Origin of the sequence: Streptomyces sp. CBMA291 (assembly GCF_014596525.1) — a bacterium.
Classification (GTDB): Bacteria; Actinomycetota; Actinomycetes; order Streptomycetales; family Streptomycetaceae; genus Streptomyces.
Genome location: NZ_MSJP01000083.1, coordinates 97,398 through 120,523 on the forward strand (window position 1 = coordinate 97,398; position 23,126 = coordinate 120,523).

Annotated in this window: 11 protein-coding genes; 6 read left to right on the forward strand and 5 right to left on the reverse strand. The window is 70.7% G+C overall.

Features of this window, described 5'->3' with window-relative positions:
- Positions 1-21: 21 nt before the first annotated feature.
- Positions 22-7,332: an RHS repeat-associated core domain-containing protein gene (locus tag BU197_RS20125; RefSeq protein WP_188269771.1), complete on the reverse strand. Its 7,311-nt coding sequence runs from the start codon at positions 7,330-7,332 to the stop codon at positions 22-24.
- Positions 7,333-7,995: 663 nt separating this feature from the next.
- Between BU197_RS20125 and BU197_RS20130 the strand changes: the two genes are divergently transcribed.
- The 6 genes from BU197_RS20130 (at position 7,996) to BU197_RS20155 (ending at position 17,776) form a co-directional block, all read left to right on the forward strand.
- A complete protein-coding gene (locus BU197_RS20130; RefSeq protein WP_188269667.1) occupies positions 7,996-11,487 on the forward strand; it encodes an FG-GAP-like repeat-containing protein in 3,492 nt (1,163 codons plus the stop codon).
- Between the two features lie 237 nt (positions 11,488-11,724).
- Positions 11,725-13,488 (forward strand): CoA transferase, encoded by a 1,764-nt coding sequence (locus BU197_RS20135; RefSeq protein ID WP_188269668.1) that lies wholly within the window; start codon positions 11,725-11,727, stop codon positions 13,486-13,488.
- 155 nt (positions 13,489-13,643) lie between these two features.
- On the forward strand, positions 13,644-15,377 hold the full coding sequence (locus BU197_RS20140; protein ID WP_188269669.1) for a class I adenylate-forming enzyme family protein: 1,734 nt from the start codon (positions 13,644-13,646) through the stop codon (positions 15,375-15,377).
- A 137-nt stretch (positions 15,378-15,514) separates the two neighbouring features.
- On the forward strand, positions 15,515-15,814 hold the full coding sequence (locus BU197_RS20145; protein WP_223183240.1) for a hypothetical protein: 300 nt from the start codon (positions 15,515-15,517) through the stop codon (positions 15,812-15,814).
- Positions 15,815-15,860: 46 nt separating this feature from the next.
- Positions 15,861-17,117: a nucleotide sugar dehydrogenase gene (locus BU197_RS20150; RefSeq protein WP_188269670.1), complete on the forward strand. Its 1,257-nt coding sequence runs from the start codon at positions 15,861-15,863 to the stop codon at positions 17,115-17,117.
- A 119-nt stretch (positions 17,118-17,236) separates the two neighbouring features.
- A complete protein-coding gene (locus BU197_RS20155; protein WP_188269671.1) occupies positions 17,237-17,776 on the forward strand; it encodes an EF-hand domain-containing protein in 540 nt (179 codons plus the stop codon).
- A 117-nt stretch (positions 17,777-17,893) separates the two neighbouring features.
- On the opposite strand, the gene BU197_RS20160 is transcribed toward BU197_RS20155, so the two are convergent.
- Genes BU197_RS20160 through BU197_RS31360 form a run of 4 tightly spaced genes read right to left on the reverse strand, consistent with a single transcriptional unit; the run spans position 17,894 to position 23,074 of the window.
- Entirely contained in the window at positions 17,894-18,355 is a 462-nt protein-coding gene (locus BU197_RS20160) for a DUF6917 domain-containing protein (protein WP_188269672.1), read from the reverse strand.
- Complete coding sequence (locus tag BU197_RS20165; protein ID WP_188269673.1) at positions 18,352-19,380, reverse strand: Gfo/Idh/MocA family protein; 1,029 nt, start codon at positions 19,378-19,380, stop codon at positions 18,352-18,354. Before BU197_RS20165 ends, BU197_RS20160 begins: the two co-directional genes overlap by 4 nt.
- Entirely contained in the window at positions 19,377-20,582 is a 1,206-nt protein-coding gene (locus tag BU197_RS20170) for an Ldh family oxidoreductase (RefSeq protein ID WP_188269674.1), read from the reverse strand. The genes BU197_RS20165 and BU197_RS20170 overlap by 4 nt, the downstream gene beginning before the upstream one ends.
- A complete protein-coding gene (locus BU197_RS31360) occupies positions 20,579-23,074 on the reverse strand; it encodes a M20/M25/M40 family metallo-hydrolase (protein WP_317452187.1) in 2,496 nt (831 codons plus the stop codon). The genes BU197_RS20170 and BU197_RS31360 overlap by 4 nt, the downstream gene beginning before the upstream one ends.
- Positions 23,075-23,126: the final 52 nt, after the last annotated feature.

The following is a 23,126-nucleotide window of genomic DNA, read 5'->3' on the forward strand; positions in this document are numbered from 1 at the left end:
CCACTCACTTCGCTCTCGCGCCTATCTTGAGTAGTTCGGCCCTGTGATTTGCCTGTACCGCTGCGTCATGCTGCCACCCAAACTAGAATTCAATGATCCCGACATCGGACGAAGATTGCTGACGTCGTTGTAATAATCATTTCGAACTGCTCGACTACTGTTGTAGCCAATCGAATTCCAGTGATCAACCACAGGTGAGATGTGATCATAGGTGACATTCCCCTGAATGATACTACCCGTCTCATCGAGCCAGTTACCCTGCGCATCCGTCCATTGATTGCGCATAGCGTCATGAGTCGTAGCTCGGTACCCGCTCGGGTATTGATCGCGACCGAGCCTGGCAGCCGGAGGATTGGGGTTGCTCCCCATAGTTCCATTGGCGAGTCTGGGCTGGCCTCCGCTTGCACAGGTACACGCTGGCGAGTGCGCCAAGTTGCTGCCGCCGCAGTTGTGTACCAGGACCGGAGTAGCCCCCGCCAGCACATAGTACGCATGGACGTCCTCAATCGTGAGGTCGTGCGTACGCTGGCGCTTCGTGTAATGGTCGAGTGTCGTGATCTGGACGAGCGTTCCCGCACTCGTGCGGAGCCATTGGCCGGCCTTCAGGGAACCGGCCGGCACCCATTCCTTCAGTGCGGGGACCCAGAAAGGGTGGGTGTCGGTCGCGACGATGCTCGACAGGGTCTCGCCTGTCGCGACAGTGATGTCGGTGAAGTCCTTGTCGTCCTCGGTCCTGATGGTTTCGAGGACCTTTTTCTTCGTGTTCTTCCCGGTCTCGACATCGGTCGTGGCGACGGTGTCCCCGACTTCGATGTCCTCGATCTTCTTGCGGGTGCCGTCGGCCATGAGGACTTCGGTGCCCGGGAGGAAGGAGTGACAGATGCTCTTAGCAGCCTTCAAGCCCTTGCTGGCGCCGGTCTTGGCAGCGGACCCGACCCCCATGAACATGATGCCGGCCAGATCCACCAAGCCCTCGCCATCCTCATAGCCAGGGTCCTTGATGTCCACGCCAATCGCTCCCATGGCACTGTCGTAAGCCCCCGTAAAGGAGACAAACGGCGACATGAAACTGAACGCTTCCGCAGTGCTGACAAATGAGCGTCCCGCACCGGCAATGGTGTTCTTGTTGTAGGTGATCTTGCGGGGCGTCAGATCGACGACGGTCCCCCAGTTCACACCGGCGATCTGGTCGAAGAAGCGCTTCCCGTTGATGTTCTGATAGGCGGTGTACTTCCACCCGGACCCCGTAGGCTGCCAGGTCTCGTGGTACGTGACCGACATCTCGTTCTTCTGGCCGTCAGGCCTGCATGTGCTGGAGTTTCCTCCGCAGATGCCGTCCGGACGGAGGCCCGTAGGGTCGCTCTTCGAGACCGGGTTGCCGTTGGCGTAGGTGTACCCGTTCATCTGAAGCGGGTCGGCCATGTCGATGATGGGGTCGGCGGAGAGGAAGCGGCCGGTGTTCTGGTCGTACTCACGCGCCCCTATGTGAGTGAGACCGGTGGTCGCGTCGTCGATTCCGACACCGAGGTATCCGCGCTTGTTGGGCCATTCCGCGGGCTTCGTGCCACGGAGTTCGCCGTAGGGCTTGATGTGGCGACGGGTGACCGTTTGGGCCGCCGCGCCGGTTCCGGAGAGTTTCACGGCGGTGATGCCGGTCCCCAGGTGGTCCGAGAGCAGGGCGGTGAGGCCCTGATTCGCGCTGCCGTCGGTCGTGCGCACGACCGACGGAGCTCCGCTCAGACCGTAGGAACGGGAGGCCCGGACGATGGAGGTGCCATTCGTCGTGAGCTCGGTTTCGCCGAGGTAGAGCGTGCTGCCCGTGGAAGAACTCTCCAGGAGCCGGTTGCCCGCGGAGTCGTAGACATAGGTGATCTTGGAGGTGCCGATGCTGTTCGACTTGAGTTTCTGCTCTGTCGACCACTCCAGGGTCTGGGTCTGGGTTCCCCCGAGAAGGGTGCGCGTCCCGGTCGTGCCGTCCTCGTTGTAGGTGTAGCTGCTGCTCTTCCCCGCGCTGGGAGTCGTGGCCGAGATCAGCGTGTGCGGCTGAGTGGTGCCGTAGGAGTGCGTGTAGACGATGTTCTTGCTGGTGTCGCCGGCCGGATCGTGATCGGTCATCGTGGCGCGGTTGCCGATCCAGTCGTACGTCAAGGACTGGCGGTAGGCGGCGGAGCCGGTGACTGCTGCACCCGAGGCGACAGTGCCCGCGGCGGGCGCCGTGTCGGCCATACGGGCGGGGGCGGGGTTGGGCTGCCCACTGGCGTTCTTGGGAGCCAGATGCGGGGCGTCGGCGACGGGTCCGCTGGAGAGGGCTCCCGTGCTGTTGTAACCCCAGGTGGCTCCCGAGGCCGCCTTGCAGCCGGTCGCCTTTCCGTCGGGCTTGATGTTAGACGTCCAGGCGTTGAGCAGTTCACCCATGGCGTCATAGGTGAAGCACTGGTTGTCCCACGTCGTGAGGGTGGGCGTCTCCGCGTTCTGCCGTGCGCTCGCGGTGATCATGCCTGAGGCGTCGTAGGCGTATCCCGTGTCCGAGATGCGGTGGGGACCGGCGGTCTCCCGGTCGGTCACGGTGCGCTGGAGGCGTCCGGTGTGCTCGTCGACGAAGTTGGTCGTCCAGACGCGGTAGGGCTGGGAGCCGGAAACCGCTCGCAGGACCTCGCCGTAGGGCGAATAGGTGACGCTCGAGGTGTACCAGTCGATACCCGACGTGGACTCGGGAAGACCGTCCTCGTTGTAACGGGTGAGGACCTTCTCGCCGGCGAGACCGCCCTTGGCGGGCAGTCCGACGGACAGCGGCTTGCCGGTCGGCGTGTAGGTGTAGCTGTAGCTGTACGTGCCGTCGAGGCCGGTGGTCATGGAGTTCTTGGGAATGACGGTCTCGCGTGCGGTCGGCCGATTCTCGCTGTCATACCCGGTGACCCGATCGATGTACTCGCCGGACGGGTCGATCCGCTTCGACTCCCAGGGGAGGCCGAGCGCCCCCGGGCGGTCGTAGGTGAACGCCTTGACCAGCGCCGGTTCCGTCGTACCGGCATACACCTTGGAGACCCGGCCGAGGTCGTCATAGGTCGTGCGGGTCGACTGAAGGCGGGAGTCCGTGATGACGTAGGGCCGGTCGGCCGAGTCGTACTCGGTGCGCGTCGTGCCCGTGTCGGGATCGGTGACAGCGGTCACCCGCCCCCGCGCGTCATGGACGTACGTCCAGGCGTTGCCGGCCGGGTCGGTGACCTTGTTCCGGTTGCCCCGCTTGTCGTACCCGTAGGTGGTGGTACGGACGTTGCCGGAACCGGTGTGGTGCTTGACCTGGGTGACCCGGCCCAGAGCGTCGGTGACCGTGGTGACCGTGGGGTTGGTGGAGCCTGCGGGGTCCACCGTGACACTGGTGTCGGTGTTGTACTTCGTGATGGTGGACGTCTGGCTGACGTTCCTTCGATAGGAGGTCTGTCTGACCTGACGTTCGAGACCGTCGTAGAGGAACCTGACCGAGTTCGGCACGAGCGACGGGGATTTGACCTTGAAGAGCTTGGCCGCGGGCTCGCCCTTGGCCAGGTAGCCACCGGTCTGTTCGGAGACCAGCCCGTGGTCGTTGTAGTAGGTGTCCGTGACGATGCGTCCGGGACCGTGGGCTTCGGACTGGGTCTGGATCTGCCTCAGCAGGCCGTCGTAGAGCGTTACCTGCCCGGCGTACGTGCCGTCGTCCTTGAGTGTCCTGGTGGTGACGGCCGCGGGCTGCGCTCCGCCACTGGGGGTGGCGGACGCGAGCTGGTAGGAGATCTCGACGTTGGGCGACTGGCTGCCGGTCGAGCGAGAGGCGGACCACCCCTTGACCAGGCGGCCGAGACCGTCGTACTGGTTCCGCGTGACGCGGCCGTTGGGGTCGGTGACGGTCAGCGGCAGCCCACGGCCGGGATCGAAGGTCGTCGTGACGGCGTGCGCTGCGGCATTGATCACCTTGGTCGAGGTGACGGCTCCCGTGGCCGGGGTGTACTGGGTCTCCGCCGTGCCGAGGCCCGGTTTGGTGACGGTGAGCACACGGCCGAGGCTGTCGTAGGTGGTGGCCGTACCGACCGAACTGATCTTGCCGGTGCCGTCGAGTTCCTTGGTGAAGGTCGGCAGCCCCTTGGTGGGAGTGGCACCGTGGGCAAGCTGGTCGTAGGTGGTGAGGACCTCGCTCTTGAGCTCGGTGGCGGGATCGGCGGGGAAGGGATCGGTGGAGGAGGCCGGACAGGTGGCAGCAGCACTGCGAACCGATGAAGGCAGCCCGATCAGCCCTATGGCGGTGTTGTGCACATAGGAGGTCGTCGTACAGCTGGGCTCGGAGAACGTCTGGCCACCGGCGCTGTTCGGAGTGACGACCCGTGTCTGCACCATGGTGGGCAAGCCGTGCTCGTCACGCGCGAGCGTCTCGGTCCGGACACCGCGCCAGCTGGTGCCCACCGCCTGGATGGCGTCGTTCTTGTCGATAGTCGTGCGGTAGGAACGCAGGGGGGCGAGTGCGCTGCCGTCTTCGGCTTCCCGGGGGCGCGAGGCGGTTTCCACCGCCGGGCCAGGGAAACTGCGGGTGCGGCTGGTGAACTCCGTCGGCTTCTTGAAGGAGTCGAGGTAGGTGAGGGTTTCGGCGGTCATGCCCGCGTATTGCGGGGTGTCGTCGTGGAGCAGCTCGGTCCCGTCGATGGAGTCGAGGACCGCCCCTCCGCCTCCCTGGAAGTACCGGGTGACCGAGCGCGACTGCGTCGGCGGTATCCCCAGCGTGGCGGAGCCGGTCGTCTTGCTGCCCTTGGTGACGGCGACCTCGCGGTAGCCGCGCCAGTCGCTGAAGGTGCGCAGTGAAGGGCGGAGGAACTCGTCCTCGTTCTTGGCCCAGGCCGCGCCCGTGTAGCTGTAAGCGGTCGTGATCGGGAAGGAGAACTGGGTGTCCACCTTGTCGGTTTCGGTGACCGAGGCGACGACGTACTTGTTGAACCACGCCTTGGCGAGGGACTTCTCCTCGGCGTCGGGCGACCAGTGGACCGGATAGCAGGTTCCGTTCTTACTGCCCTGGTCAGTGCTTGGCTCCACGGGGCAACCGCCGTCGTAGACGACTTCGATCTCGGCTCCGGCTTCCGTGACGACGGTACCGATCCGGGGTCGCGCGAAGCCGGGGCGGCTGCCCTTTGCCTTGGAGCCGGCCGGTTGGGTGCTCTGCGGGCGGGCGGGAACGAGGTTGGGAAGCCGCTTGTCGAGAAGGTTGGGAGGGGCCCCCTCTCCGGGCTCGGCTTTGTGGCGGGCGAGAGGGTGTCCTGGCTTGACCTGGTAGTGGGCGAAGCTGACACCGTCCTTGGACTGGATGGTGCCGGTGGCGTCACCGGGACCGTAGCCAGTGCGCGTGATGGAGTTGAGCCACAGGCCGGGGGTCGTGTCGTACCAGTCCTCGGGGAAGGACTGAGAGAGGTTGTACTCGTCGATCTTGCCCAGACCGCTCTGGTTCGCGCGAACGCCACGGGTGGTGACGGTCTTCAGCCGGATCTGGCTCCAGAAGGACGGGAATCCGGGGCAAAGCCGGGAAGTGCTCTTGCAGTTCAGGGACCCAGGAGTGTCCCACCACGGGCGGTAGGAACCAGGGGTGTCGGTCTTGTCGAATGCGGCGGGGGTGCACGCCGCAGCGGACACGAGGCATCGTTGGTCGACGCCGAAGTCGATCCTGGCAGCGGCCTTGCTCAGGTCGTCGGCACGGATGCCGTACTCGATGCTGACGGGGTAGGCGCCGCGGTCGTACTGCTCGGGCTTCTTGCGCTCCCCCCGAACGGCGTAGTAGTTCCTCTCCTGCGCCCAGTTGATGATCATGACATTGCCGTGGACGTCCTCGACCTTGTCGAGGCCCCAGCGCCATGCCTGCTGCTTGCCGTCTCCACAGCGCGATGCCTTGAAGGCCGAGGCATGGCAGGGCTCTCCGGGATGGTTGCCGAAGACGGGGACGGTGGACACCGAGTTGGTGTCGGCGTGCGTGCCGCCCACCTTGTCGAGGCCGAAGTGGTACCGCGTGCCGTCGGCTGTGGTGACGATCCAGTACTCGCCGTTGTCATCCTTGTTGGCGGCGCTTCCGGCGGGATGGAGACGGTGTTCCACCCGGGTGCCGTCGTCGCGCTGGAGACGGTAGGACTCGATGTTGCTTTCCGGGTAGCTTCCGTCTTCGGCCTTGGCCACATCGCGGACGAGTTCGGTGGTGGTACCCCCCAGGGACATGACCGCGTTGTAGGAGACCCAGCACAGGTCACCGGTCTTGTCTGCCTTGGCCGTGTTATTGGGCGTTTTGTCAGCTATTTTGTGCGTATCGTCCTTGCAGGCGCGATAGCGGCGCTCGATGAAGCCAGGGCTGTAGTCCCATCCTTCGCCGATCCAGGACGACTGGGGAGAGGAGACGGCCGTCTTTCCGTCGGCCGCCTGCGAGCTGTAGGAGAGTGTGACGTTCGGTGCGGGGCCGGCCGGGGCGGGCGGCATGACCATCGGGTAGGACCAGGTGAACGCACCGGAGGAGCCGCCCGCACTCCATGTGCCGCTGGAGGCGAGCGGGGTGGCCTTGAAGGAACCCCCAGGACCGGCGCCCGAGTCCACGGCGCCGACCACGGCAGCACCGCCGCCACCGGATGCGACGCGGTAGGAGACTCCCGTGAAAGCGGAGGATCCGGCGGGGCTCGCGAATGAGCCGGGCACGGCGTCGACGTCCGTGACGTCGACCGTCGCCGTCAGGGTGCCGGTTTCGATGTCGTTCTCGGTTTCGAGTTCCTCGTACGCCTGACACGCCTCTTCGAGAGGCGTGGAGAGGTAGCACTCGGGGAAGCGGACGAGTCGCAGGCGTGAGGCCCAGTCGGCACTGTGGAGATTCTTGAACGCCCCGTACCGCAGGCCGACCGAGACGGGCACGGCGCCGTCGACTGGGGCCTGGACCTTGACGAGCGCACCGATCTTGGGAGCGTCCTCGACCGCGGCGACCTCACTGCTGCGGTCGACGACGGATGCCTTCCAGGTTCCGGTGGGCGCGGGCAGCCCTTGGGCCTTGCCGAGCAGGACGGGCACATTGGGGACCTGAGTGGGGGTCTCCGCCTCGGCGGTCCTCGCCGCCGACGCGGCAGGGGAGGCGGGGCCGAAGTCGATCGTGCCGGTAGCGGCGGCCGGGGTGGTCGTCGTACCGGAGGGTGCCTGCTCCACGTCGGAGGGCGGTACGACCTTGAGCGCGTCGAGATCCTTCTCGAACGGGAGCCCTTCCAGGGGCTTGTCGACCTTGAGTTCCTCAAGCTCGACAGGGTCGGCCTCAAGGGGTTCGCGCCCCAGCTCGATGTTCGCCGGGTCTGGGGGCATCGCCAGGGCCTGAGTCGGCAACAAGCCGACCAGCAGCGCGGCACTGAGCACGGAGATGGCGGTGCGGCGGGCCCGAAGGCGGGCATGACGATGACGAGCGAACACAGCGAGGTCTCCCGGACCACTTGGAGCGGAAACCGGCGACGGACCGCAGGTGATGGCGCTTCAGATCGGGGAGATTCTGCGCGTGAATCGTGAAGGAACACCAGGGGATATCACCCCACAGTGATTATCGTCACGGAACGTAACAATGCAGTTACGTGTAAGGGTTGCATAAAATCACATATCTCGAAAATGGCACGCCTCTTACAGCAAGCAAGCCAATTCCCCACTCTCCTCCGATCACGGACGAAAGCAGTCAATACTTTCGCCTATTCGAGGTGATTTCGGAGTGTCTGCGGCTTTTCCAGTGGTGCGGGCTGGCGATACGGAGCGACGAGCCCCTCCGTTCCGCACCGGAAGATCCGGCCCCGCCATGCCCTCCAAGGCGCGGGTTCCCAAGTGACGGGCCACCGTTGATGGGCCATCATCGGCTCACCCAGCCGTGCCTGTGCGAAAGGTGCTCCGCCCCGGACTCACCCTCCAAGACGTCATGGCCGGCCTCGAGGTTCAGCCGGTGCCCTGAGAGCCCGGATCTCCTGGGAAGTGAGGGGTTCTCTCCTGATGAGACAGATACGGCAACAACCGGCGGCCCGTCGCGTGGGCGCCTTGGTGGTCGCGGCCGCGCTCGCCGCAGGCGGCATCACCTACCTGGGCTTCCAGAACGGCTCACCCGACAGCACACCCCGTGCACCGGAGTCCCGTGGCGGTGAAGCGAAGAAGCCGACCGTCAATCAGGCGGGCGCGGCTTCGCTGGCCCGCAAGACCGGGAAGCCGGTGGAAGTCACCGAGCTGCGAACGAACCGCTCGACGACATGGGCCCGTCCGGACGGGCTGATGACGAAGAAGCTGTACTCCTCCCCGATCTGGGCCAAGGTCGGCCAGGAGTGGAAGGCGATCGACACCACGCTGCGGAAGACGGACGAGGGCTGGGCGCCCACCGCGACGAACACCCCGGTGGTGTTCTCCGCCGGAAGCAAGGCCGGAGATGCCGGGCGCGCGTCGCGTACGCGGGTGCGTCGTGTCGCGCTCGTCGAGGGGTACAAGGCCACGGCGGACGAGGGAAGTCCCCTGGTCACCCTCACCGTCGGCGGTACGGAGGGGATTCCCGCCCTCCATCAGATCCAGCTGACCTGGCCCGGCACGGTCCCCACGCCCATCATCGACGGATCACGGGCCCTGTATCCCGAGATCTTCCCGGGCGCCGATCTGGTGCTGACGGCCGAGGACAGCGGCTTCGCGCAGCTTCTCGTCCTGAAGAACCGTCAGGCCGCGGCGGACCCGCGTGTCACACAGCTGTCGTACGGACTGGCCTCGCCCACCCTGACCTTCCGCCTCGACACGGAGTCGGGGATCATCGGGGCCGAGGACTCGGACGGACAGGAAGTGGCGCTCTCTCCGACGCCGGTGATGTGGGACAGCAGCGGCGCTCCCGCCGTCACCGACGGTCAGCTCGGCACGTCGTCACAGCCCACCGCACCGGAGCCCCCGGAGACTCCGGCCGCGTCGACCACCGCACCGGAGCCCAGCCCCAGCACGAGCACCGAGGAACTGGCCGACGACAACGTCGATCCCGAAGCCGAGGTGCTGCCTTCCGCCACGGACGAGCCCGCGCCGGACCTCACCGACGCGCCACTGCCTCCCGTTCCCGCGGAGCCGACGCCCGCGCCCTCACAGACCGGCGCCGCCTCCACACTGAGCCTGCCACTGCTCAACGGCCCGTCGCCCGAGTCCCGGGGTGACGTGGTGACGACCGATCTCGAGGAGAACACCTGGCTCCTCACTCCTCGTCAAGGATTCCTGAACGACCCGGACACCGTCTATCCGGTCTTCATCGACCCCACCGTCACGAAGCACACGCAGGACTGGACCACCGCCTACAGCCGCCACCCCAAGGCCACCTTCTTCAACGGCAAGGACTTCAACAAGGGCGGCACCCACGAGGCGCGCGTCGGGTTCGAGTCCGACACCTGGGGGACCTCCCGGTCGTACTTCAACATCAAGTTCGACAAGAACCTCACGGGCGTCAAGCTCCAGAAGGCCACCCTGTACCTGCTGGAGACCTACTCCTGGTCCTGTAGCCCCCGGGCCATGTCCGTCCACTACACCAGCCCGATCAACGGACGGACCACCTGGAAGAACGCCCCCGCCCTGACCGACGCGAACCTGGCCGCTCCGGCCCGGTCCTTCGCTCACGGCTACAAGACGAGCTGCCGCGACGACTACGAGAAGTTCGATGTGAAGGCAGCTGCCCAGAAGGCGGCCGACAAGGGTGCGTCCACGATCACCTTCGGAATGCGGGCCAGGGACGAGGTCTCCCAGTACTCCTGGAAGAAGTTCCAGGCCGACGGCGACAACGGCCCGGCCCTCGAACTGACCTACAACCGTCCGCCGACGAGCCCGACGAGTCACGACCTCGGTCCCGATTTCAGATGCACCACCTCTGAGCCCTATGTCAGGGTCGGCTCCTCCAGCATCACCTTCACCGCCCGCGCCACCGACCGCGACGAGAACCTCGCCTACCTCGACTTCACCATGTGGCCGACCAACAAGTGGTCCACTACCGGCGACATGCTCAAGTCCCTCGGCAACGTCTCCGTCGGAGCGGACACCTCGGACGCCAGACGCACTACTCCGGCCTTCTCCACCAGCGGCCTGGTGAACAACACCCTCTACTCGTGGTCCGTACGAGCCGTCGATGCGGCCGGCGCCTCCTCCGCCTACACGCCCTCGAAGGTTCCCTGCCGGTTCGTCTTCGACTCGGTGGCCCCGCGGGCTCCCCGGGTGAGCTCCACGGACTTCCCCGACGCCGACGGCGGCGACAGCTCCTTCGGAAACGACCCCGAGGACTCCAGCTGGTCGAAGATCAAGTTCGGCGGAACCGGCACGTTCAAGTTCCAGGCCTTCGACCCGGACGTGATCCGTTTCGAGTACGGGTTCAACGCGAACGGCTACCCCTACTCCGTGTCCCGCGCCGCAGGTGCGCCCATCACCACCATCACCTCCCTCACGGGTGCCCGGCCCCCGGCCGCGGGCCCCAATGTGCTGTACGTGCGTACCGTCGACCAGACCGGCCACGTCTCGGTGGCCACGAAGTACTTCTTCTACGTCTCCCCTCGCGACCAGGCCGACAGCCCCGGCGACTTCACCGGAGACGGGCTGCCCGACCTGTTCGCCGTCACCCCGAGCAACAACCTGCGCCTCTTCCCCTCCCAGGCGGACAGCGGCACACCGCCCAAGGGCTCGGGCAAGTTCGACTACTCCATGTCCGGCGCGTACCAGATGAACCCCGCGAAGGATCCCAACGGCGACAAACTGCCCGTTCTCATCGCTCCGCCGTCCGGACACTTCGCCCAGTCCCTGATCACGCACAACGGCGATTTCTACGGCGGTGACGGGCTGCAAGACCTCGTCGTCCGCCTCGGCGGCAAGCTCTGGGTGTACCCGGGAGACGGGTACGGCTCCGTGAACATCACCCACCGGCGTGAGATTCTGCTTCCCTCGAACGCTCCCGCGCCTTCGGCACTCACCCAGATCCTCGCCGTCGGCGACGTCACCGGCGACAAGCTGCCCGACCTGTTCGCCACCTCAGGTGACCAGTTGTGGATCTTCATCGGCTACACCGGCGCGTCCTTCTCCGAAGCCCGCATGCTGACCAGTGCCCCCTGGGCGGATCGCGACCTCGTCTCCGTTGCCGACATCTCCGGGGACAACGTCCCCGACCTGCTCTTCCGCGGCGAGGAGGCCGGGCGGGGCCTGCTGCTTCGGCACGGCAAGCCCGGAGTGGGCGGCGGCGTCGATCTGGCCTCGCTCGCCACAGCGGCCGGTTCCAAGACCGGCAAGGACGAGGTGTACGGGTCGGGCGGTTGGACGGCGGCCCAGATGCCGTTCGTCATCGGCACCCCCGACGTCGACCGCGACACCGGCGCCACCCCCGACCTCTGGGCCGTGGCATCCGATGGAAAGCTCTACTTCTACCCCGGAGGCACCACCACCCACGGCACACGTGTCCTCGCCAGTTGGGTGAACTGGGCGAGCACTCCCATCTTCGGCTGACCACGGCGAAAGAGGGGGTGGGGCGACCGTCGTGACGGTCGCCCCACCCCCTCTTTCGCGTGCCATCAAGAACCTCGACCCCATATCGAACGCCTCTGCGACAGATACTCCGTGTGAGTGAAGCGCCCTCCATCCCGTGCCCCCACCCACCCCCCGCCTGTTCTCCTCGGCGAAAAAGATCGTTCCGGCGGGGGAAGAACGCGTGACACGGCGATACGGGGAAGGCGGCCGGCGCACATGAGCCTGTTCGAAGAGGGGGGCGGGGTGGTCGAGGTCGTCGACGGGCCCGCGCGGGCCGCGCGGGAGGTCGCCGGGGTGCTGCTCTCGCGGACCCTCGGGCCGCTGCCCGAGGGGGCCGGGTCGCCCGTGTGGACCATCGGCGGCGCCGGGCCCGTCGGCATCGACGCGGGCGACGAGCGGGCCGCGCAGGCCGCCTGCGGGGTCATGGCCGTGCACGGGCGGGCCGGTGGCGCCCCCGCCCCGCTCCTCGCCGAGTACGTCTCCACCGTCACCGGTGTGCTCGCCGCCCAGGGCGCCACCGCCGCCCTGCTCGCCCGCGCCCACGGCCGGGCCCCGCTGCGGACCGGGACCTCCCTCGCCCAGGGTGCGCTCCTGACCGTCACCCAGTACCTCGCCGCCGCCACCGCCGAGAGCGACGACCCGGCGCCACCGAGCGGCCCCGGGCTCGCGACCCTGGTCACCGCCGACGCCGTCCGCGTCGAGATCGAGACGCTCGACCCCACCGCCTGGGCTGGGTTCTGGCGCCGATTAGGCGTCCCCTCCCGGACCGCGGGACACGGCTGGCTGCCCTTCCAGAGCCGCTTCGGCACCGCCGTCTGCCCGCTGCCCCCGGAACTCCGCGCCGCCGTCGCCGCCCACCCCCTGGAAGCCGTACGGCACGCGGGCGCCGCCCACGGCGTCTCCGTCGTCGAGGTCGGCGAGTCGACCACCGCCCCCGTCCTCGCCCCCTGGACCCTCGAACCCGCCCCCCTCTCCCTCCTCCCCCCGCACCGCGTCCCCGCCGCCGCGCCCGAGGCGGACGCGCTGCCGCTGGCCGGCGTACGCGTCGTCGAATCGGCCCGCCGGGTGCAGGGGCCGCTGGCCGGGCACGTCCTGCGGATGCTCGGCGCCGACGTCGTCCGCGTCGAACCCCCCGGCGGCGACCCCCAGCGCGCCCTGCCCCCGGTCGCGGGCGGCTGCTCCGTACGGTTCTCGGCGCTCAACCACGGCAAGTCCGTCGTCGAAGCCGACCTCACCACCCGCCAGGGCCGCGACACCGTCGGCGAACTCGTCTCCGGCGCCGACGTCTTCCTGCACAACTGGGCCCCCGGCAAGGACCGCGACCTCGGACTCGACGCCGCCGCCCTGCACACCCTCAACCCGCGCCTGGTGTACGCCTCCGCCTCCGGTTTCGGCACCGCCCTCGGGCCCGTCCCGCCGATCGGCACCGACTACCTGGCCCAGGTACACGGCGGGCTCGCCGCCGCCCTGCGCCCCTCGGACGAGCCCCCCGCCCCCTCCCTGATGACCGTCACCGACGTCCTCGGCGGGCTGGTCCTCGCGCAGGCCGTCCTCGCCGGGCTCCTCGCCCGCGAGGCCACCCACCGGGGCTGCCGGGTCTCCTCCTCGCTGCTCTCCGCCGCCGCCCTGGTCCCCCGCCCCGCCCCGCGGGCCGCCCTCGCCCCGCTCGACCGCCCGCTGCCCACCGCCGACGGACTGCTCTGCCTGGGCGCCGAGGCCCGCACCCGGCCCCGGGAGGTCGCCGGGACCGTCGGCGCCGGCGGACCAGAGACGGTGGCGCGACGGCTGCGGGACCGTACGACCGAGGAATGGCTGACCGCACTGCGCACCGCCGGACTCCCCTCGGTGGCCGTACGCACCGATCTCGCCGCCCTCGCCGCCGAACCCGCCTTCGCCCGCGCGGTCCTGCCGCCCGACGCGCACCAGCCGTACGCCCGGCCCGCCGCGCCCTGGAGCTTCACGGAACAGACCGACCGCTGAGGCCGGGTCGCCGGGGAAGGGGCCGGGGCCCGGGGCGAGAGGGCGGTGCGCCCGGGTCCGTACCCCCGTGTCCGACCACCCGTGTCCGTACCGCCGGGACCCGCGCTCGTGAGGGTCCGCGCGCCGCCCGCCGTACCGTCGAAAGAACAGGACCCATGACCACCACACCCCCCGCCCTCCGGACCGGCGCCCCCTGGCGTTCCCGTAACGGGCTCGACGTGCCCGACCGGGTCCCCCGTGCCGACCGCGAGGCCTGGCAGGCGCTCGGGCTCTGCCCCGACGCCGATCTCTTCACCCTCTTCCGGGAGCGCGTCCACGCCCACCCGGAGCGCGAGGCGGTGGTGGACGAGCGGGGGGCCCTCACCTACCGGGAGCTGTACGCCGAAGTCCTGCGGATCGCGGGGCTGTACGCCGAAGCCGGGCTCGGCGCCCGGGACGTCATCGCGCTCCGGCTGCCCAACGGGCGTCTCGCCGTGGCGGCGGAACTCGCCGTCTACGCCCTCGGCGCGGTCGCGCTCCCCTACCCGCTCGGCGGCGGGATCCGCGACACCCGCTCCCTCCTGACCGGGTCCCGCGCCGCCGGGGCCGTGCTCGGCACGCCCGAGGACCTCGAAGCCGCCGCCGGGCTCCCCTGGCCGCGCGCCCTCTTCACCCCGGCCACCGAGGCACCCGAGGGGGTACGACGGCTCGACGGGGCCCCCGCGCGCGGGCCGTTCCGCCCCGCCGACCGGCCCGCCGAGGCCACCGCCCCCGCGCGGTTCCTCGTCTCCTCCGGGTCCGAGACCGAGCCGAAGATGATCGCGTACAGCCATCAGGCGATGGCCGGAGGCCGGGCCGCCTATCTCCGGGCCCTCACCGGGCCCCCGGCGGGTCCGCTCCGGCTCCTCGTCCTCGTCCCGCTGGCCTCCTCGTACGGCTCCCTCGGCGTCCCGGTGGCGCTCGCCGCGCTCGGGGCGACCCTGATCACCCGCGAGCGGTTCGACGCCGCCGACGCGCTCCGGGCGATCGCCGCCCACCGGCCCTGCCATGTCTTCGGGGTGCCGACCATGCTGCGCCGGATGGCCGACCTGCCGCGCCTCCCGGACGAGGACACCTCCGCGCTCCGGGCGCTCGTCTCCAGCGGCGCCGCGCTGCCCGCCTCCACCGCGAGCGCCTGCCGGGAGCGCTTCGGGGTGCCGGTCGTCACCGTCTACGGCTCCTCGGACGGCGTCAACTGCCATACGGCCGACCCCTCGGGGGAGACCGCGGGAACCCCCGACCCCGCCGTCGCCTCCTTCCGGATCGTGCGGCCCGACGGCTCCCCCGCCGCCCCCGGCGAACCGGGCGAGATCCAGGCCAAGGGGCCGATGAGCCCGCTCTGCCACGTGGGCGCGCCCGCACTGGACGCCCGCTACCGGACCGCGAGCGGCTGGGTCCGCAGCGGCGATCTCGGGGCGCTCGACGGGGCGGGACGGCTGCGGGTCCTCGGCAGGCTGAAGAACGTGGTGCTCCGGGGCGGCTACACGATCAGCCCCGCCGAGGTGGAACAGGAACTGGGCACGGATCCGCTGATCGCCGAGGCGGTCTGCGTCCCGGTGCCGGACGAGGAGTTCGGGGAGCGCCTGTGCGCGTGCGTACGGCCCGCTCCGGGGGCGCCCGCTCCGGTCCTGGCCACCGTGCTCGCACACCTGGAGTCCCGGGGGCTGGAGCGGCGCAAGTTCCCCGAGTACCTGCTGGTGCTCGACCGGGTGCCGGTGCGGCCCACCGGGAAGCCCTGCCGCCGCACCCTCGCCGTCTGGGCGGCCGAGGCGGCGGGGGCGCTCGGGGTCCTGGGCGGCGGTTCGCGGACGGGTGCGGACGCCAACGCGACGGCGCCTGTTAACCAAAACCCGGATACTTCACTCGTATAGGGGAATCAACGGATTTATCACGCTCGACAGCGGCTCCGCGTGTGATCCTGGAACCACAGACGGAAACTCCGATCCTCGCTCAATTCCCTTCCCGGCAAGGCCCTTTGACCAGCCTTGCCAGTTATGGAGCAGGTCCCTTGCGTCGTTCCCACATCACCCTCGCACTCGCCTTCGGCGCCGCACTGGGCCTTCTCCAGAGCCCGGCCTTCGCGGCCGAGGGAACCGTCACCGTCTTCCAGACCGAATTGCAGCCGCTGTCCGTGTACGAGAACCCGCGGGGCTGCCACAAGCTACCGGCCGCCGCCCACGTCCTGGCCAACGAGACGGACCGGCCGGTGCGCATCTACGGCGACCCGTTCTGTCTCGGCCCGTCCCTGACGGTGGCCCCCGGCTACGGCTCCCACGTGGCGCCCGGCAGCGGCAGCTTCAGCGCCTGACGGGCCGGCGGCGAGGGACACACCGACAGACACATCGGGGGGATACATGTTCGCAGAAGTCGCCGTGGTCGGTCTCGGCTACGTCGGCCTTCCGCTGGCTCGCAGAGCCTGCGAGGCGGGGCTCGCGACCGTCGGATACGACATCGGTGCCGAGGTCGTCGAGGGGCTGGACCGGGGGCGCTCCCACATCGAGGACATCGGCGACGAGGAGATCGAGGCGATGCGCGCCGCGGGCTTCCGCGCCAGCACCGACCCCGGCATCCTCGCCGGTGCCCACACCGTCGTCATCTGCGTGCCGACCGGACTCACCCCGGACGGCGCGCCCGACCTGGAGCCGCTGATCTCGGCGGTCCGCACCGTGGCCCGCCGCCTTGAGCCCGGGATGCTGGTCTGCGTCGAGTCGACCAGCCACCCGGGGACCACGGAGGAGATCGTCAAGCCCCTCCTCGAAGCGCACGGACTGCGCGTCGGCGAGGACTTCCACCTGGCGTACTCCCCCGAGCGCATCGACCCCGGCAACCGCCGCTACACCCTGCGGACCACGCCGAAGGTCGTCAGCGGCTGCACCAAGCTCTGCGCCAAGCACGCCACCGCCTTCTACGAGCGGCTCGTCGACGAGGTCGTCGTCGCCGCCGGGACCCGGGAGGCGGAGATGGCCAAGCTCCTGGAGAACGCCTACCGGTACGTCAACATCGCCCTGGTCGACGAGGCGGCCGTCTACTGCGACCGGGTCGGCATCGACATCTGGGACGTCCTGCGCTGCGCCGACACCAAGCCCTTCGGCTACTCCGCCTTCCGGCCGGGGCCCGGGGTCGGCGGCCACTGCATCCCCGTCGACCCCCGCTATCTGATGACCCACGCCGCCGAACAGGGCTTCACCTTCCACACCCTGGGCGCCGCCCGCGCCGTCCTCGACGCGATGCCCCAGCATGTCGCGGGACGGGCCAGGGACCTGCTCCTCGCGGCGGGCAAGGACCCCGCGCGGGCCCGGGTGACCCTGCTCGGCGTCGCCTACAAGGCCGATATCTCCGACACCCGGGAATCACCCGCCTACGCCGTGGCCCGTGCGCTGAGCGCCCTCGGCACCCGGCTCTCCTACCACGACCCCTACGTCGGGCGCTTCGAGGTGGACGGCGTCCCCGTCCCCCGGCAGCGCTCCCGCGAGCAGGCCCTGGCCGGCAGCGATCTGGTGGTGCTGCTCCAGGAGCACGCCGAATACCGGTCGACCGACTGGGACTCCGCCGACTGCCCCGTACTGGACACCCGGGGCACGGCGGAAGGCCGGCACGTGGTGCGGCTCTGACGCCGCCCACACCCCACAGACCTCCGGTCCGGGCCCCCCATCCATGACCCGGACCGCGGGAAAGGCCGGAAGGACATCCGTCCCGACGGCACCATGAAGAACAACAAGGAGAACACCTCATGACCATGGCAGTCGGCAACGTCGCCCAGGAGCGTCTGTCGAAGCGATTCGACAAGTGGGACGCGAACGGCGACGGCGTGCTGGAGCCCTCGGACTTCGTGACCGAGGCCGCCAACATCGCCCGCGCCTTCGGCGAGACCCCCGAGTCGGAGAAGGGCGTCCAGCTGCGCGACGGCTTCATCGCCATGTTCGAGAACCTCGCGCAGAGGGCGGGCGTCGCCCCGCAGGGCCCGATCGACCGCGCGCAGTTCCTCCAGGCCGCCGGTGAGGTCGTCGAGGGTGGCGCCGCCACCTTCAACCCGGTCCTCGGACCGGTCACCAAGGGCATCGTCGCCCTCGCCGACAAGAACGGCGACGGAGTCATCGACGACGGCGAGTTCGCCGTCTGGCTCCAGGTCCTCGGCCTGGGCGAGGAGGAGGGCCGCGAGGCCTTCCAGCAGATCGACACCGACAAGAGCGGCACGCTCTCCGAGGACGAGCTGCTTGAGGCGATCCGTCTCTTCCACACCGGTGACCTCGACTACGAGCTGCTCGGCTGAGTCCGTCACCCTCGTAAAGCAGCCGGCCGGCACCCTCTCGGGGGCGCCGGCCGGCTGTTCTTCCCGCCCGGGAGACCGGGCGGTCACGGCATCCGGTCGGTCACCGCGTCCGGGCGGTCACGGCGCACCGTCGGCCGGGGCGAAGAGCACCGGGGTCTCCGGCGCGAGGCCCAGGGAACGGCCGGTGACCAGCCGGGGCGCGTGGATCACGATGTTGTAGTGATTGGGCAGATGACAGCCGTCGAAGCCGAGCACCGCGCCCACCGGCTCCCCGCCGATCAGCACGGTGTCCCCCCGGTCGACGACACCGCCCCGCTCCAGCTCCACGAAGCCGAGGAAACCGACCCGGTCCACCCGGGCCCCCGGCACATCGGACCACTCGTCGGTGGTGAGCAGTTCGTGCACCTCGCCCCCGCGCACACAGCGCGCCGCGAACGGCTCCAGGGTCATGCCCCGGTCGGTCCGCTCGTGCAGCAGCACCTTGACCAGGGTCCCGCGCACCGCGCGCTTGGCCCCGTTCTCGTGCCGTCCGGCGTCCAGGGACGGCGAGGCGGCGGGCAGGACGGGCGAGAGGGTCATCGTGACTCCGGAAGGGGGGTGGGGTGCGGCTCCCGGGGCTGGGGGAAGCCGGGTACGGGGCTCGGGTCCCGGGGCGCGGGGAAGCCGGGGGTGGTCTCGGTCGCGTAGACGGCGGCGACGAGTTCCAGGGCGGCCAGACCGCCGTCGACGGCGCGGGCCGGGTCGGGCAGGCCGCGCAGCGCGGCGAAGTCGCCCAGGATGCCCTCGTACTCGTGCCACAGCGACTCCTTGAAGCCGGGGCGGCCGTCCAGCATGTCGGCGGCGAGTTCGGTGCCGTCGTCGAGCCGGACCAGGACGTCCTTGACCTCGCCGGGATACGACCAGTCCAGCTCGACCCGCGCCCGGCCGCCCGGTCCCGCGAGGTCGATCACGGCCTGCCGGTCGATGCCCGCCGCGTCCCGGGTCACCCGGGCCGCCACGACCTCCGAGGGGGTCTCGCCGAGGAGCAGCCGGACCAGGTCGAAGGCGTTGGGCCCGTTGTCGGCGACGCAGCCGCCGCCGCAGCGGGCCGGGTCCAGGTACCAGGTGTCCGCGCCGATGTGCTCCTCGATCCGCTCCAGGTACCGCACCCGTACGGACTCCACCCGGACCGGCGAGTCCGGCGGGGGCAGCCGGTGGAGGAGGTCGAGGACCCGGTCGTTGGAGCGGCGGTGGAAGGCGGTGAACAGCGGGACGCCGTGCTCCCGGGAGAGCGCGGCGAGCCGTCGTCCGTCCGCCGGGTCCAGGGCGAGCGGCTTCTCCACGCAGACCGGGACGCCCGCGCGGAGCGCGTCCGCGCACACCTCGGCGTGGGCGTGGTTGGGCACGGCCACGACCAGGGCGTCCAGCGCCCCGGCGGCGAGCATCTCCCGGTGGTCGGTGTGGCAGCCGATCCCGCCCCGGTCCCGGTGCGGGGCGAGGGCCTCCTCCCGCAGGTCGCAGACGGCGGCGACCTCCCACGCGGGCAGGCGTTCGGCGGCGGCCAGATAGAAGCGGGAGATGACGCCGAGCCCGGCGATGCCCAGGCGGAGAGGGGCCTCGGTCATCGGGCCGCCTCCCCGACGGCTCCCGCGGCTCCCCCAGCCCCGGCGGCTCCGGTGGCTCCCGCGGCTTCGAGTGCGGGGAGCCTCAGGCCGAGGGCGGTCAGTTCGGCGTGGAGGGCGGTGGGGAGGGGGACGCCCGAAGTGCGGCGGGTCTCGGCGCGTTCAGCCTCCGGGTGGCCGGGGTAGCGGACCGGCTCCCCGCCCGGCTGCGGGGGGCAGTCCAGGATCGTGCCGAACATCTCCCGGGCGTCCTCGTCGAAGCCGTCGCGCAGGGTGTCGGGGGCGATGGCCAGGACGAGGAAGCCGATGTCGTCGTCGCGTCCGCCCGGCCTGCCGTCGCCTTCGAGCGCCGCGGGTACGGGGCCGGTGGCCGCGCCGGGCAGCACGGCGGCCAGCAGTTCCACCGCGAGGCCCAGGCCGAAGCCCTTGAAGGCGCCGGTCGCGGGGGTGCCGCCGAGCCAGCCGAGCCAGGCCTCTCCCCGGTCGTAGGCGGCGGCGTCCCGTACCGGGTGTCCGGCGTCGTCGGTGAGCCAGCCCTCGGGGGCCTCCCGGCCGTCGCGGGCGGCGGTGCGGATCCGGCCGGTGGGGACGACGGTGGTGCTCATGTCGAGGACGAACGGGCGGCCGGGGAGCGCGGGGGCGGCCACGCTCAGGGGGTTGGTGCCGAGCAGGGCGGCGGCGCCGAGCGGCGGGCGGGCGATGCGCTGGCCTCCGCAGTTGGAGGCCACCAGGCCGATCATGCCTCGCTCCGCCGCGCGCCGGGCGTGGACGCCCGCGCAGCCGAAGTGGGTGGCGCCGCGCACCGAGACGAGCCCGATGCCGCAGCGGGCCGCGCGGTCGGCCGCGAGGTCCATCGCCTCCGAGGCGGCCCACAGCCCGAGGGCCCGCCGGTGGTCGAGGGCCACGCAGGGTCCCAGGTCGCGCAGGACGAGCGGTTCGGCGGCGGGGTCGGCGCGGCCGGATTCCAGGAGGGGACGGTAGAGCCGGTCCAGGTTGAACACGCCGTGCGAGTCCATGCCGGTGAGATCGCCGTAGCAGAGGGCCTCGGCGGCGAGCCGCGCCCTGCTCTCGGGAAGACCGAGTTTGGCGAGGTAGGCGGCGGTCTCGTCGAGCAGCGTCCCGTAGCGGACGAGGACCGGCGACTCCTCACCGGAGGCCGGACCGGGGGCCGGGGGTGCGGCACCTTCGGGCAGCGTGGACGTCATGCGGGTCCTGCTTTCTTGGTGGGGGTGGAGGTGGGGGTGGGGCCGGCTGCGGCCGGAGGCCGGAGGGCCTCGGCAGCCAAGGACAGGGGGTCGGCCGCCGTCCCGTGGGTGGTATCGGCGGTCGGGGCCGGGTGTCGGGTGGCCTGAGCCGTCGGGGTCGGGCCGGGGGGTGTCGGGGGCTCCGTGTTCTCGGGAGTCGCAGGGGGGCGGGCGGCCTCCGTGCGTCGGGTGTTCTCCGTCGTCGGGGACGGCCGGTCCGTCGGCGCGCTCCCCGTCTCCTCCGCGAAGACGGTGAGCAGTGCGGCCGTGCGGGACGCGAAGGTCTCCAGGTCGGCCAGGTCCACGTACTCGCCCGGTGCGTGGGCGTGGTTGGTGTCCAGGGAGCCGGGGCCGAGGACGGTGGTGTAGGTGTCCGGGGTGTCCGCGAGCCAGATCGCGTCGCAGGTGAAGCCCGGTTCGGTGTCCGGCCGGCGTTCGATGCCGGCCCGTGCCAGCAGGGCCTCGCCCCAGGCGGGGCCGGGGCCGAGGACGGGCAGGCCGCGTTTCTCCCAGGTCAGGCGGGTGATCCGGGCCGCGTCGGCGGCGGTCCTCGCGAAGAGGGGGAGGCCGGAGAAGCGGGCGGTGAACTCGCGTACGCTCTCGTCCAGGGCCCGGGTGAGGGCCTCTTCGGCGGCGGCGCCCGCCTCGGCGGTGGCGTACGGCAGGTTGAGCAGCAGCGCGCCCGTGCCGTGGACCTTGTTGTGCAGGGTGCCGGTGTGCAGCCCGGCCACGCAGACGGTCGGTGCGGGGCCTTCGGCGGGGGCGGCGCCGAGTGTGGCGGCGAGGTGCTGGGCGAGGAAGCCGAGCAGGACGGTGGCGTTGTGTCCGGCGCCCGGCCGGTCGTCGACGGCGTCCTCGCCCTCGACGGTGATCCGGGCGGTGGCGGCGGCGGTCGCGCGGGGCAGATGGCGCAGTCCGGTCGGCTCGCAGAAGACGTTGAGCCGTCCCACGTGTCCCGCCGTGACGAGCGGCCGGGTGCCGAAGGTGCCGAGCGCCCCGCCCTCCTCGCCCGCCACCGCCTGGACGAGGACGGTGACGTCCCGGCCGATCGCCGGGCAGAACGCGGCGGCCGAGGCGATCCCCGCGAGCAGCGCCACCGCCGGGCCCTTCGCGTCCACCGCGCCCCGGCCGTACACGCGGGTCCCGTCGCAGGTGGGGGGTGCGCCGCCCGCGACGGTGTCCAGGTGCACGTTGAACATCACCGTGCGTTCCCTGGGGAGTTCGGGTCCGAGGCGGAGCAGCAGGCTGGGCTGGGAGGCCAGGAAGGCGGGGTCGGCGGCGACCGCGCGCCGGACGGGCCGCGGGGTGTCGTCGCGCAGTACCTCGGCGGGGTCGGGGGCGCGCAGGGAGACCGTCTCGAAGCCGATCCGGGCGGCGGCCGTCGCGTAGGAGCGGAGGGCGGCGGTGAGCAGGTGCGGCGCGCCGGGGCCGGTTTCGAGGGGGCCCGCGGTGGGGGTGTGGAGCAGGTGCAGCAGCAGCCCTACGTCCACGGGGACGGGGGCAGGGATGGGGGCGGGGGCCCGGTGGGCGGCGGGTGTCGGGGTGGGAGATGCGGGCTGGGAGGTGGGAGGCAAGGGGTGGGGGGCGGGTGGTACCGGGAGGGTGGCCAGGCGGCGGGCGGCTTGGGCGAAGGGGGTGGCGGGGGCGGTGTCCTCGTCTCGGCGGCCCTCGTGCGGGACGACCGCGAGGTGGGGTTCGAGGGAGTAGGCGCCCCGGTAGCCGTGGTCTTCGAGGAGGCGTACGCACTCGGCGACGCGGGCGGTTCCGTCGCCGGGCAGGGTGTAGACGGCTTCGCCGGGGCGTTCGCCGGGGAGGGCGTCCTTGACGTGGACGTGGGCGACGTACGGGAGGAGGCGTTCGAGGAGTGCGTGGCCGTCGTATCCGTACGGCACGCCGTTTCCGGTGTCGAACAGGACGCGCAGGGCGGGGCTTTCGACCTCGGCGAGCATCCGGAGGGTGCGGGTGGCGTCGCTGCCCGCCCAGCCGGTGCAGTTCTCGTGGAGGAGTTCGACGCCGAGGCGTTCCGCGCGGCGGGCGAGGCGGCGCATGCGGTCGATGGCAAGGGTGGCCCACTGGTCCTCGGGGAGTCCGCCGTCGGTCCAGGACATGACGCGCAGGCTGCGGCAGCCGAGGGTCCTGCCGTGTTCGGCGAGCCGTTCCAGTTCCTCCAGGTCGGCGGAGAAGGGGCCGGTGACGGGGCGGGCCCAGTTGCCGATGCGGGAGGCGAGGCAGACCACGCCGAGACCGGCGGCGTGCAGTCGGTCGGCGGCTTCCCGTACGGCCGGTCCGGTCAGGTCGGCCAGGGCGGTGCCGTCGATCGTACGCAACTCCAGCGCGTTCCAGCCGAGTTCGCGGGCGACGGCGATCTGTCCGGCGAGGCCGGGGGCGGCTTCGTCGCCGATGCCGGTGATCCGGCCGGTCAGGTCGACGGTGGGCGGCGCGGCGGATGTCACGCCGGCCGTCGCGGCGGATGTCGTATCGGGCCTCGCGGGGTGCGGCGCGGGG

Excerpts from the sequence above, each read along its gene's own strand:
- BU197_RS20135 (WP_188269668.1), top strand. The coding sequence starts at position 11,725 with ATGAGCCTGTTCGAAGAGGGGGGCGGGGTGGTCGAGGTCGTCGACGGG.
- BU197_RS20130 (WP_188269667.1), top strand. The coding sequence starts at position 7,996 with ATGAGACAGATACGGCAACAACCGGCGGCCCGTCGCGTGGGCGCCTTG.
- BU197_RS20170 (WP_188269674.1), bottom strand. The coding sequence starts at position 20,582 with ATGACGTCCACGCTGCCCGAAGGTGCCGCACCCCCGGCCCCCGGTCCG.
- BU197_RS20140 (WP_188269669.1), top strand. The coding sequence starts at position 13,644 with ATGACCACCACACCCCCCGCCCTCCGGACCGGCGCCCCCTGGCGTTCC.
- BU197_RS20160 (WP_188269672.1), bottom strand. The coding sequence starts at position 18,355 with ATGACCCTCTCGCCCGTCCTGCCCGCCGCCTCGCCGTCCCTGGACGCC.
- BU197_RS20165 (WP_188269673.1), bottom strand. The coding sequence starts at position 19,380 with ATGACCGAGGCCCCTCTCCGCCTGGGCATCGCCGGGCTCGGCGTCATC.
- BU197_RS20125 (WP_188269771.1), bottom strand. The coding sequence starts at position 7,332 with ATGCCCCCAGACCCGGCGAACATCGAGCTGGGGCGCGAACCCCTTGAG.
- BU197_RS20155 (WP_188269671.1), top strand. The coding sequence starts at position 17,237 with ATGACCATGGCAGTCGGCAACGTCGCCCAGGAGCGTCTGTCGAAGCGA.
- BU197_RS20150 (WP_188269670.1), top strand. The coding sequence starts at position 15,861 with ATGTTCGCAGAAGTCGCCGTGGTCGGTCTCGGCTACGTCGGCCTTCCG.